Below are 11,932 nucleotides of genomic sequence, written 5' to 3'. Positions count from 1 at the left end.
GAAATAGCTAGATCAGCTCCTAAGCGTACCGGTGACTCCGGCAGCTCCGGATGAAAACCAAAGTGCGCACCCCAAGCTCCGTCTACCACGAGCGCTGCGCCGTGACGATGTGCGACCTCTGCCAGTCCCGGAATGTCAGCGGTTGCACCGAAATAACTCGGTGAAATTACATACACTGAGTGCACTGGTTCAGTAGCCGCAGCAAAAGCTTCCTCAAGAGCTTGCGGTGTCAAACCATGAGATGCGCCATTTTCGTGATCCACACTTGGTAAAACGTATGAAGCATTCAAACCGGCTGCAATGATGCCGTCCGAGAAACTGGAGTGTGCGCTTCGCTGCATAATAACATTCGGGCCAAGACCGCGAATTGCGATTGCTGCAGTACGGTTTGCCTGCGATGCGCCATTCGTCATAAACCAGGTAGTATGAGCCCCCCAGGCTTTAGCAGCCAGACGACGCGATTGCACCAGCGGAGACTCCGGACCAAGGTCTACCCCATCTAGCATTTGCGGTAAATCGAGGGCAGCTACACGGTCCCCGAAGAAATCAGCGATAGTGGTGTTGCCGCGTGAAGGGTCATTACCGTGACCTGGCACCATCAATGACTGGGGCATTTTTTTAATCAGGTTCTCTACCGCCGTAGTGTGTGGTGTCGCCTGCTGCTCTACTACGTCGTAGAGAGGGGTTGGGCTTGAATAGTGCTTGTTCATGTTTCCCTTCACTTCACAAATAACCATCAAAAAGTTAAGTAAGACACTTAATTCAAGCAGGTTATGAAACCCGCCACACCGATACAGAGGCTATGATTTTAAATGATGTTACACATAGTGTAGTTAACAAGCGGAGTGAGAACAGTGGATCACAATCGTAACCCCTTTGCGTCCCCACAGGACCTACGGCAATTTGCAGCATTACATGCAGTTGCCACAACCGGCTCCATCAGCCAGGCAGGTAAAATGCTAGGTTGGAGTGACACAACCATTAACTATCACCTGGCCGCACTAGAACGCCTAGTTGCCGGCAAACTGCTAGAACGCAGCAAGCGCGGCAGCACCTTGACACCCCTCGCAACAGAACTGCTTCCTGCAGCTACCGCCGCTTTAAACATGGCCAAAGCTGCCATAACCGCTGCACAAAACACTGCACAGGGAGCTGCGCCGTTAGTAAAGTTTGGCGCCTTCCCCACCGCCGCGGCACAGCTGCTGCCACGTATTACAAGACATCTGCGGAAAACCAGCTTCAAACTCCAAGCTCACCTGCACGAAGTAGTAAACCTTAACAAGCTGGTGTCGAGCCACAGCCTGGATGCGGCGCTGAGTTACACCACCCCGCTGACACCCTTCGACAACAACAAATATCATGTCACCCATGTACTCACTGATCCTTTGATGCTGGCGGTTCCGCGCGCCCACCGCTACGCGAGCAGCGTTGCGATAGGTGTCACGGAACTGCTGCAATTGGCAAACGAAAACTGGATTTTAGGATCCAGCAGCGGCGATCCTATCGATGATGCTCTGCTACAAATTTTTGCTGCAGCTGGTAAAACACTAAATATTACGGTTAGCACAGACGACTACACTGTAGCTTTAGGCTTGGTCGCTGCCGGACTGGCAGTAGGACTAGTGCCACAGCTTGCCTGCCAAAATCCTCCTGCCGGGCTTAAACTGGTGCCAGTCAAAGATACTCGACTGCAACGAGACATTGTGTTGTTGGCACCACAACTCGAAGCGGCCGCACCTAACGCCGTAAATCAACGTCTGCAACAACTCACAACGGCGGTACAAAGCGCTGCCGCAGAACTGCACGAATTAACACACTCCTCAAGACAAGCTTAAAGTCTGGAGTTGCTAAACTCTAAAACATGATTGTTTGCGGTGAAGCCCTAATTGATTTGGTTCCTGCCCCAAGCGGCTTTGTAGCTCGCCCAGGTGGTGGCCCTTTTAATGTCGCGGTAACAGCTGCACGACAGGGGGCGCAGCTACGTTTCGTGTCGCGACTGTCAACTGATCCATTTGGATTACAGCTTTTCGAACGCTTACAGGCCGAAAAAATTGACACCTCTCTTGTGCAACGTGGCCCTCAGCCAACAACTCTAGCAGTAACCCACTTAGATAATGATGGCAGCGCAAACTACAGTTTCTACTTTGAAAATACGGCAGATCGCTACGCAACGCCTCCGCTGGTACCATGCCGTATTGCTTATTTTGGCACTCTGTCGTTGGCGCTTGAACCTGCAGCAACCCGGTATTTAGCGCTGGCTCAGACGCTCGCGAAGCAGGGAGTTTTTGTGGCAGTGGATCCGAATCTTCGAAGCTTCACCGAAACTGCGGCTCATCGTGACCGTTTGTTGGCTTTACTACCCTACGTAAGTTTATTAAAACTAAGTTCTGCAGAAAACGACTTTCTTGGCAATCCTACTGCTCCGATAAAGGTGGTCACAGACGGCGCAGCTGGCCTCCAACTAACCGTTTCCGGTAGCACGAGCACACACAGAGCTCCTCAAATACAGGTGGTTGATACCATTGGGGCTGGCGATACGGTGATGGGAACTTTTCTGGCTAGTGTACAAAACCATCTAAAACAGCACGATTCAACTAACCTCTCGGAAGAACTCTGGCAAGTAATCGCGCAGCGAGCAGCAACAGCAGCTGCGTATACTTGCACACAAACCGGCGCCGAGCCGCCAACAACTTTGCAACTTGCCGCTTTTACCAAGCAACTACAGCTATCCCAAGCTTAGGAGCACTTAATAGCTGCCCCCAGCACATAAGCTTGGTAACCTTCTGCTCGACCATCAGCAAATATTCTCTCAACGACTCATCACCCGCGACAAAAACTCTTTAGTTTCAGCGCGCTGCGGGTGCTCAAAGACCTGCTGTGGTGTCCCCGATTCAATAATTACGCCGTCTTTAAGATAAACCACACGGTCAGCTATCTGTCTAGCGAATTCCATTTCATGGGTAGCCATTAAAATAGTTGTTCCAGCACGCTTCAGCTCACGCACAAGTTCAAGCACTTCACCAACGAGTTGCGGGTCTAAGGCACTGGTGACTTCATCAAGCAACAGTAACTCTGGGTTAGTGGCGATGGCACGAACAATCGCGACCCGCTGTTGTTGCCCGCCAGAAAGCCGATCGGGATAGGCATCTGCTTTATCTCTTAAACCGATTCGTTCTAACAACTCTAAACCGGTAGTTTGAGCCTTAATTTTTGTAGTTTTAAACACGTGTCGAGCAGCTAAAGTTACATTTTCCAGCACTGTAAGATGTGGAAACAAATTGTAGTGTTGAAACACCACCCCAATGCGAGCACGAATCTCATCCTGTTTTATACGAGGGTTCGTAATATCGATATCGCGCAGCCAAATCTGCCCGTCATCAACAGTTTCAAGCAGATTGATTGTGCGCAACAGCGTAGATTTACCGGATCCGGATGCTCCAATCAATACAACAACCTCGTGCTCCGCAACAGCAAGGTCTATACCGTCCAGCACAGCCTGGGCACCAAACCTTTTCACCACTGCACTCAGCCGTAAAACGGTTTGTGAATCCACCACAGTATTTTGCTGCGACATCATGAAAGTTGCTGCAGTCACACCACACCCCCAATCTGCTCGCGCTGTTGGGCCCGCTTATTAAGCCACTCGGTTAGTCTTACAAAAGGCAAGCTCAACAGCACAAAAATTAAACCTGCTACTAAATATGGTGTGAAGTTATAAACCTGAGCGACCTCAATTTGCGCGGCACGCACAGCATCAACAGCACCCAGCACAGAAATAAGACCCACATCTTTTTGCAATGAAACGAAATCATTCATCAGTGCTGGAGTAACTTTGCGAACAGCCTGCGGCAACACAACAAGTCGCAAAGTTTGTGGATAACTCAAACCCAGAGCACGCGCTGCAATGCGCTGCGAAGGATGCACTGCCTCAATCCCGCTACGCAACACCTCCGCAACGTACGCACTGTAACACAGTACAATCGCAATTGTGCCCCAAAAAGCAGGCGGCATACGGTTAAAAAGTTGCAACCCGGGAATGCCATAACCAACTAAATAAAGCATCAGCAGTACCGGGATTCCACGCATAAAATCAACGTAAGCAGCCGCCATTATTTTTAACGGTGTAAACAACGGGTTGCGCACAGTGCGAATAATCGCAAGCAAAGCACCCAAAATAGTAACGCCAACAACCGCCACCGCGAGCACTCGCACATTCAACCACAATCCTTCAAGGATTTTCGGCAGTGCATTCAGGGCAGTTGGGATGTCAAAAAAGTTATCCCGAACACGTTCCCAGCCGGGGCTGTTGAGCATCGCAAAAACAAGTACAAAAGCCACCACAAGAGTGCTCAAAACACTCAATAGCAATGATCTTCGAGCAGCTTTGCGACGATATTTACGCCGCTCTAACTCCACCTCGCTAACAGTGCATGCAGTATAGCCCGCAACAGTGTTCTTCATTTTTTCCTAGGGGTATGAAGCGAATCAAAATACGTGTCATTCGAGTAAGCTATCAACTGCAGTAGCTCTTTTTTAAACTTCGGGCGGCTGCGCGATATCACAGCCGCCCGACGTTTTAATCACTACCCCAGTGTGTCAGGAACTACTGCAGCACAGGAGCACCCTGGTCAGCAAGCCATTTCTTGGCTAACTCATCCAGTTTACCGCTGGCGCGCAGCTTCTCCAAAGCTGCATCTACATCAGCAGTCAGCGCAGACCCTTTAGGCAACACAAAACTAAAGTGATCAGCTGTAGCATCATCAACAGTAGCTAGCTGCCCCACAATAACCCCTGCGCCTTCAAGCTGCACATCGCGCACGAAGAAAGCCGTTGGCAAGTCAATCACCAAAGCATCAATATTGCCCGCTTTAAGAGCAGCAACATTATCGTCTGCATTGTTGAAAACCTGAATCTCACTGGTAGGATTAATCAATTCTTTTGCAACTGTCAGAGAAGTAGTGCCACTGGTAACACCGATTACCGCATCTTTCAGCTCAGCGACATTCTTAGCTGTTGCTGCTTTTGTACCGGATGCAGCAACCACGGCTTGGGTGCTAGTGTAATAGGGAGTTGAGAAGTCAACGGCTTTTTTACGCTCATCGGTAACTGAAAACTGCTGCAGGTTTAAATCCCAATCTTTCGGCCCAGGTGCAATTGACCCCTCAAAAGTATCACGCACCCACACCACATCTTCGGCTTTATACCCCATCTCCGCAGCCACCGCATAAGCTACAGCCGCTTCAAATCCCTCGCCTTTTTCAGGGCTATCATTAAGCACCCAAGGAGCGTAAGCTGGCTCCCCGGTAGCAATAGTAAGTTTTCCTGCGGTGACGGTTTTAGCGGTTGCATCGGAAACGGTATCGCCGGCACCGCCTTCCGCAGCGCATCCAGTGAGCAGCAAAGTCGCGGCTGCAATCGCAGCCGTACCTTTAAGAATTCGGTTCAAACGTGACATCAAGCCTCCCTGTTTAACACCGCACTGGTTGCGGTAAGTATTTCTATTGTAAAAAATTTTCATCTGCAGCACACCAACATTGCGAAATGTTACACTGTCTGCTCATGTTGCCAGACAGTAGTGCCAGCAATCACTGTGCGTCGAGCACGTCCCACGCCGTCCTCCACAAGCGAAGCTATGCCATCGGCAGCATTCAAAGTCGGCACTTCAAAACAAGCAAAATCTGCGGCAGCTCCCGCCACTAATTGCCCGATCCTCTGGTGTCCTACATGCATACCTAACGCGGTTGCACCACCAAGCGTAGCCGCATGTAGCAGACGTTCGTGCAAATCAGCCCCGCCATACCCTTGCTCCCGCGCAATGTGATACAGCATTCCAACATCAGCAAGCAGCTCTAGCGAAGGGGAAGAAGACAGAGAATCTGTTCCTACAGCCACCAAATTACCCTCTTTCAGATACTGTGCAATTGGTGGCATATCCAGACCAATTATTTCATTTGACCGGGGGCAAAGCGCTACCGCTGTGCCCCTCGATCGTAAAATAGCACGATCAATTTCATCCATATAGATACCGTGCGCAATGTGGCAATCAGGCCCAAGCACACCGAGGTGATCTACAAACTGCGTTGATGAAACGCCCAACCCCTGTGCTCGTAGCTCAGAAAAATTTGGGACACCCAGACTTGGCCAGTCATCGCTCCGATTACGTAAACCCCGCTCTTTATAGGCTTCGCCAAGATGAATATGTAAGCGTAGTCCCTCCTGCCTGGCAATATCCGGGATTTCTAACAGCGGTTTAACATCTAGGGAGTAGGGTGCATGAGGTGACACTCCGGCTCCGGGAGGAGACGGAATTCGCTGCACTTGCTGCCGTACAAGCTGTGCCTGTGTTGCATCCCAGTCAGAATTTTTTTTACCGTAAATTTCCCAATATGCAATACCTCGCAACCCCGCATCATGTAAGGCACCTGCTGCCGCAATATCGGTTACCACATCGGCAGCAGCAGTGCACCCGCTTTGCAGTAGCATTTGTGCTCCGGTCGCAGCTGCGGCTTTCCAATCGTGTGACCCGGCGGAGTATGCCGCGTCAAACGCATCACCCCAGTCATCGAACCCGTTATAATAGCGCTCTGCAACGCCCCCCATGCAGGTATATTGTAGGTGAGTATGGGCATTCACTAAGCCCGGGGTTAAAATTCCTTCCCAATATTCTTCTGTAAAATCTCGGTTATTATCGCGTAACAGCTGCACAAGCCAGTTGCGATCACCGAGATGTAAAATTTTTCCATCCTGCACTGCTACCGCGCCATCAGGAATCGGCGGGCTTACGACTGGTACCACGAGCTGGGCGCTATAAACCTTAATTGCGGCTGTCACGGCTTCATCTTCCTATTTTCTACTTATTACAGGATATAGCGGTGGATCTGCCATGGCTGCGCAGCTCCGCCATGACGCAAATTCTCACTCGCCACAAACACAGGGAGCCCTCTGCTGCGCAGCGCGGCGACGGCCACAAGCTGCTCAGCGCTCTGCGGAAGCTCATGCACTCCATTTTGCTTTAACCTCTGCGATTCGTGTTGCGTGTCAAGCAACGCGGTGAGAGCAGCCAACTGTGTTGCAAAGCTAAGGTCCATTACTTCCAAAGGATTACCTTCTGCAGCAGTGTAGTTGATACCTCCGCCAGCAGCCAACAGCCGTGTCTGAAAAACTTTGCCAGCTGGATTTTGGAGTCTTTTAATCTGCGGATGCGCTGTCTCCACAAAACTCCAGCCTGCTGCCTCCAGATCATCAACGGCAATTTCATTGTCTATGCCGCCAGCGACAGCAAGAGTCATATTATCCCAGTGTTGAATCATCGTTGCGGCCTTAATGGTGTGCCAGACTCCGGTTGCACTAACAGCGATAAAAGGTTGAGTTGGCAAAGATGCTTCGGTAATTACACGATAGCCATCACATACAGCTTGCATAGCTCTGACCGCATCGGGTTCAATCAGGCTAACATCAGCGCCATACGCAGCAGCGGTTCTGGCCACGCCTTCCCCTACAGGACCATAGCCCCAAATCACCCAAGGCATAACAGTGGCAGGCTGATCCAACACATCCAAAATAGCGTGAACGCAGCTTTCTCCGGTTCCGATGCGATTATCAAAAAATGTTTTTGTGCGAGCGTTATTAACGGCAATAACCGGCAGTTGCAATTTATTTTGAGCTGCCATCTCCAATAAAGGACGAACTCCGCTAGTTGTTTCTTCGGCTGCACCTTTCAACGTTTTAAGCGTTTCTGGATACCTGGTATGCACAAGGCGAATCAGATGCGAGCCATCGTCAATCAACAGTGTCGGACACCAAGCAAGGGCAGCCTTCGCATTTAAACCATCACGCTGTTGCGCTGTCGCATCTTTCACAAAGTGTGGTGAATCGCTACTCCAGCCCACATCTGCGCCACCTCCCGGGGCAAAAACAACAATACCTTGTGCGGTGAGTTCCGCGGCAACAGTGACATCACACTCATTGGCTGGAGCAAAAACCGCCACTGCAGCTCCTGCTCTTTTTAAAAGCAATGCCAATGCAGCAGTTTTCGGTTCGATAATTAGACTCACTAGAATACGCTCAGCATCCAGCTGCGGCATCTGTTGCGCCACCGTGGCAGTCGCCGGCATACCTCGCGCAGCCCAGTGCAGTCTCCCCGCAGCGGTGGCCGTTGTAACTTCAAAGTTGAGATGTGTGAGCACCGCCAAGCGTTGCCCCAGACGATTATGCGCATCCGGAATTTTAGTCGCGCCGGTAACAGCAAACTCTAAAATATTGGTGCGCTCGCTAGACAGCGCTGTAAATCCCAAATCTTGCAGATGGGATACTAAAGTTGCCGCAGTTTTTTGATAGGCGGCAGCAAACATCTCTGTGTTAGTAAAACTGTGCTGCGGCAACGGCAAATACAGTGGTGGCAATTGTTCCGGGATATTAGTGATTAACGTTGCCGCACCTGGCTGTGGACTAACACAAACCACAAAATCTGTGTACCCACTATCGCCGCTGTGCAAGTAACTCATGGCAGCCTCAGTGTTCTGATAGACTGCCCGACAACGCAGTTGCGCCGCATAATTTTGCAACGTCACTAAAAGCGGCCCAGCGAGCCCAACAGGCTCACTCAAAAAAACTATTCGAGAGCCTGCCAACATCCGATTACCTGCAGCTGCAGCAGCACGCAAAATCTTTTGCGCCGTTACGGCGTCAGATGTAGCGGGTTGCCAAGCGCTCGGAAAAAGCCTTGCACCCGATGCAGAGCCGCTCACCCTTGGCTCTTTTTATTCAAAAATTTTGCGAGCCAGCTACCGCTAGAATTTGGCTTCTCTGCTTGCTGGTTTCGCGAGTTAATGAGCTGCTGTAAATCATTAGCTATGAGCTCTTGAATGCGCCCCTCGCGCTCAGCTTGATACTCTCTGTTATCCCCGCCGCTGTAGTAAGGGTGTTGCGCACGTTGGGCAATCGACTCCCCGATTTCTGCCCAAGCAAGCTCAGTGGCTTTTTTTGCCACTGAGGCAAGATAAACATGATCCGCGGCCCGCGCTTTTAACTCAGCAGCGACCCCCTCATATACCTCCTGACGGTGTCGCAAGGTTTGACTATCTTCCCGGTGATACTCTGCTTCTCCTCCGGAGGCGAACCCTACGCGTTTAATCTGCGAGCGCATAATCGCAATATTTGCAGCGTCTTTTTCACGCTCGGCAATTAGCTCGGTGAGCGCTTGCCGCACCTGCTCTTGGGTTTGCTCGGCACTGTAGTCTGCTTTGTGTTTCAGGGCACGCACGATGAGCTTATTCTTAACCGTCATCCGAACCGCGACATCAGCAACAAGCAACCCCTGCTCTACAATGTCAGCGACTGGAGCAAGTTCACGTTTGGGAAGCTTTGGGCGGGATTTTTGAGGTTTTTGAGGCTGCATGGCAGCGCGCATTTTTCTTAGCAACTCCACGTCCTCCTCCTCACATATGCGTAATTCAAGTATGCCGTCTTATAGTTTGTTTCGCTACCTCCGACGCACGAGCTGTTAGTAAAATTTAAGCGCTTTGAAAAGTCGGATTTTCTGCGGCAAGCAGTCGCATGGTGGTCGCCGAAGACACTGCCGCTAGTGTTGCTGGTTGCCACTGAGGGCGATTGTCTTTGGTGATCAGACGGGATGTCACTCCCTGCTTAAAATCATTACGTGTAACCAACAGCGTGAGTAAGCGGTAGTCACGGGCAAGTGCGGTGGTCGGGTCTAGACTTTCTCCAACCGCATAGGCACTGCGCAACCTAGCTACTCGCGCTAGCGCAATAACTGCGGTTTGCGGGCACACCTGAGCGAGTTGTGCAGCGTGTAGTGAGCTGCAGCGGGCAAGTGCAGCAGCAAATTGTTGTGCTTGCGCTACTGGGTCAGTGTGCGTTATCTTCTCACGCAGCAAGTTATTCAGCCTTGCCGCTATGGCGATCGTGGCTGCGGCACCTGTAGGCTCTTGTGCAAACTGTTTCGCTGCGGTTACGGGATCTACACCCGATTGCACCGCTTTCACATAGCTTGTCAGTGTTTCCGGCGGAAGGTAATAATCTGCGAAACCGCTAGCAAGCGCATCCGCCGCATTGAAGGTGCAGCTCGTGGCCGCGATAAGCTCTCCAAATCCGGCGGGAGTTGCCGCCAGCAGGCGGTTGATGCCAACGTCTGGAACGATACCAATGCGGGTTTCAGGCATTGCTAGGGTGGTGTCTGCCGTGACAATGCGGGTTGCGCAGTGTGCCGCAATTCCGATTCCGCCACCCATTGTGATGCCGTGCATGATTGCGACTGTGGGCACGGGACAAACTGCGATGAGCCGATCCATCTCATATTCTGCTTGCAAGAATGCGCGTGCTGCGGAGGCGCTGTGCAGCATCGCTTTGACGTCTCCGCCACCGCAAAATCCTTTGTCTCCGGCCGCAGTGAAGATGACGCAGTCGTGGGTCTCGGGAGTGACTGTGCGCAGTGCTGTCGCGATAGTGTTGCACATGGAGGTGGTGAGGGCGTTAAGCTGTTGCGGCCGGTTCAGGTGGATTTGCAGCACGCGGGCTTCGTCCGTTATGGTGACGTGCGGCGTTGAACTTGCTGTTGCTGTTTGCATGTTTTTTAATTTACCGTGCACGACTGAATGTTGGGACCGCTATCTTGAGCGCCTCGGTATTGTTGTAGGTATGTGGTTTGATCGCTATGAGGTGGATCCGCTGACGCAGCCTCGTACATCCGGGGTGCAGCGGGAGGTTGTGACACTGCGACGGGGTCTGGTCGTGGAGCACACCCAGTCAGAGTTTTGTGGCGCGGTTGTGGCCGCTAATCACAGCACTGTACAGCTGGAAGATTATCACGGCCTGGTGCGGTCTTTCCCGTTACAGGACAGTTTTATGATTGACGGTAAGCCCACTACGCTGCAACTGCCAGAGCGGGTGCAGCAGCGGGCGCGCACTGCATCTGGGAGTTTTGCGGCGGCTGCTTCGCGGGCGAAAGTGGCGCGCGCGAGCCGGATTTTTGTTGAGGGAAGGCACGATGCTGAGCTGTTAGAAGCGGTGTGGGGCGATGATTTGCGGGAGGCCGCGGTTGTTGTGGAGCTGCTTGATGGCGCTGATCATTTGGCAACAGTGCTAGCTGATTTTGCGCCGACTGCTGAGCGGCGTGCGGGTGTGCTGCTTGATCACTTGGTTTCCGGGTCGAAGGAGACGCGGCTGTTAGAGACCGCGATTAGGCCGGAGTGGCGTGACTATGTGCGCGTTGCGGGGCATCCTTATGTTGATGTGTGGCAGGCGGTTAAACCGCAGCGTTTAGGGCTTGCTGAGTGGCCGGTGATCCCGCGGAGTGTGGAGTTTAAGCGCGGGATTTTGCAGCATTTGGGATGGCCTGCTGCGGAGCACAGTGACGTTGCTGCGGGGTGGCAGCGGATTTTGTCGCGAGTGCGTGACTATCGAGATTTGGAACCTGCATTGGTGGGGCCGGTAGAGTCGCTAATTGATTTTGTGACGGTAGGGGTTTAGATGCGGCAGGAAGCAAACCTGGAGTGGGATTTTTTGGCAGCCGACGCAGCGCGGGTTGGGGCTCAGCTGCCAGCTGTTTTTTCACGGTTTTATTTTGACACCGCCGCCGGCCGGCTTGCCGCCTTGCGTTTTAGTGATGATGCAGCGGCGGATCAGCCCGCCGATTTTCTGCTGCTACACGGTGCGGGGTTATACGCGCATAGCTTCGACGCGGTTAACTTGCTGCTTCCGGGCACCCGGATTGCCGTTGATTTGCCGGGTCACGGGGCGAGTGCCTGGCGTGCTGATGCGGATTATCAGCCGGGTACGCTCGCAGCGCAGCTGCGCGATCCACTGCTGCAGTTTATTTCGGAGCGTACCACCGTTGTGGGACATTCACTCGGTGGTTTAACTGCAGCACTGTGGGCGGCTGCAGTGCCGCAGCGGTTGCGAGAAGTGGTTTTGG

At 52.2% G+C, this 11,932-nt stretch carries 12 protein-coding genes; 4 read left to right on the top strand and 8 right to left on the bottom strand.

All coding sequences use genetic code 11. The annotated features are described in order from the left end of the window. Positions 1-710, bottom strand: a 710-nt coding sequence (locus F5897_RS07735; RefSeq protein ID WP_343048860.1) for an aminotransferase class I/II-fold pyridoxal phosphate-dependent enzyme, incomplete at its 3' end; no start/stop codon positions are given. A 144-nt stretch (positions 711-854) separates the two neighbouring features. On the opposite strand from F5897_RS07735, the gene F5897_RS07730 reads away from it, so the two are divergent. Next, entirely contained in the window at positions 855-1,835 is a 981-nt protein-coding gene (locus F5897_RS07730) for a LysR substrate-binding domain-containing protein (protein ID WP_183305083.1), read from the top strand. 26 nt (positions 1,836-1,861) lie between these two features. Continuing rightward, complete coding sequence (locus F5897_RS07725) at positions 1,862-2,740, top strand: carbohydrate kinase family protein (RefSeq protein ID WP_183305082.1); 879 nt, start codon at positions 1,862-1,864, stop codon at positions 2,738-2,740. Between the two features lie 69 nt (positions 2,741-2,809). On the opposite strand, the gene F5897_RS07720 is transcribed toward F5897_RS07725, so the two are convergent. The 7 genes from F5897_RS07720 to F5897_RS07690 form a co-directional block, all read right to left on the bottom strand. Beyond that, the gene (locus tag F5897_RS07720; RefSeq protein ID WP_183305087.1) at positions 2,810-3,574 is read right to left on the bottom strand and encodes an amino acid ABC transporter ATP-binding protein; all 765 of its coding nucleotides are present in this window, start codon (positions 3,572-3,574) and stop codon (positions 2,810-2,812) included. 17 nt (positions 3,575-3,591) lie between these two features. Beyond that, a complete protein-coding gene (locus F5897_RS07715; protein WP_183305081.1) occupies positions 3,592-4,461 on the bottom strand; it encodes an amino acid ABC transporter permease in 870 nt (289 codons plus the stop codon). A gap of 142 nt (positions 4,462-4,603) precedes the next feature. Next, positions 4,604-5,455, bottom strand: coding sequence for an ABC transporter substrate-binding protein (locus F5897_RS07710; RefSeq protein WP_183305080.1), 852 nt, complete (start codon positions 5,453-5,455; stop codon positions 4,604-4,606). A gap of 89 nt (positions 5,456-5,544) precedes the next feature. Next, entirely contained in the window at positions 5,545-6,795 is a 1,251-nt protein-coding gene (locus tag F5897_RS07705; RefSeq protein WP_343048861.1) for an amidohydrolase family protein, read from the bottom strand. 62 nt (positions 6,796-6,857) lie between these two features. Then, the gene (locus F5897_RS07700; protein ID WP_246332292.1) at positions 6,858-8,504 is read right to left on the bottom strand and encodes an adenosylhomocysteinase; all 1,647 of its coding nucleotides are present in this window, start codon (positions 8,502-8,504) and stop codon (positions 6,858-6,860) included. 239 nt (positions 8,505-8,743) lie between these two features. Then, complete coding sequence (locus tag F5897_RS07695; protein WP_246332291.1) at positions 8,744-9,397, bottom strand: asparagine synthase; 654 nt, start codon at positions 9,395-9,397, stop codon at positions 8,744-8,746. A 115-nt stretch (positions 9,398-9,512) separates the two neighbouring features. Next, positions 9,513-10,586, bottom strand: coding sequence for an enoyl-CoA hydratase/isomerase family protein (locus F5897_RS07690; protein WP_183305078.1), 1,074 nt, complete (start codon positions 10,584-10,586; stop codon positions 9,513-9,515). 70 nt (positions 10,587-10,656) lie between these two features. Here F5897_RS07690 and F5897_RS07685 point away from each other — a divergent pair, with 70 nt between their 5' ends. Both F5897_RS07685 and F5897_RS07680 read left to right on the top strand, forming a co-directional pair. After that, complete coding sequence (locus tag F5897_RS07685) at positions 10,657-11,487, top strand: DUF3097 family protein (protein WP_183305084.1); 831 nt, start codon at positions 10,657-10,659, stop codon at positions 11,485-11,487. After that, on the top strand, positions 11,488-11,932 hold a 445-nt coding region (locus tag F5897_RS07680; protein WP_183305077.1), incomplete at its 3' end, for an alpha/beta fold hydrolase.

Origin of the sequence: Canibacter oris (assembly GCF_014197205.1) — a bacterium.
GTDB classification, from domain to species: Bacteria; Actinomycetota; Actinomycetes; order Actinomycetales; family Microbacteriaceae; genus Canibacter; species Canibacter oris.
The sequence above is the reverse complement of the archived record's forward strand: the minus strand, read 5'-3'. Positions and strand labels throughout refer to the sequence as shown.

Bases quoted from the DNA above. Each gene is read 5' to 3' on its own strand.
- F5897_RS07725 (WP_183305082.1), top strand. From the start codon at position 1,862: ATGATTGTTTGCGGTGAAGCCCTAATTGATTTGGTTCCTGCCCCAAGC.
- F5897_RS07720 (WP_183305087.1), bottom strand. From the start codon at position 3,574: ATGTCGCAGCAAAATACTGTGGTGGATTCACAAACCGTTTTACGGCTG.
- F5897_RS07715 (WP_183305081.1), bottom strand. From the start codon at position 4,461: ATGAAGAACACTGTTGCGGGCTATACTGCATGCACTGTTAGCGAGGTG.
- F5897_RS07710 (WP_183305080.1), bottom strand. From the start codon at position 5,455: ATGTCACGTTTGAACCGAATTCTTAAAGGTACGGCTGCGATTGCAGCC.
- F5897_RS07700 (WP_246332292.1), bottom strand. From the start codon at position 8,504: ATGAGTTACTTGCACAGCGGCGATAGTGGGTACACAGATTTTGTGGTT.
- F5897_RS07695 (WP_246332291.1), bottom strand. From the start codon at position 9,397: ATGCAGCCTCAAAAACCTCAAAAATCCCGCCCAAAGCTTCCCAAACGT.
- F5897_RS07690 (WP_183305078.1), bottom strand. From the start codon at position 10,586: ATGCAAACAGCAACAGCAAGTTCAACGCCGCACGTCACCATAACGGAC.
- F5897_RS07685 (WP_183305084.1), top strand. From the start codon at position 10,657: ATGTGGTTTGATCGCTATGAGGTGGATCCGCTGACGCAGCCTCGTACA.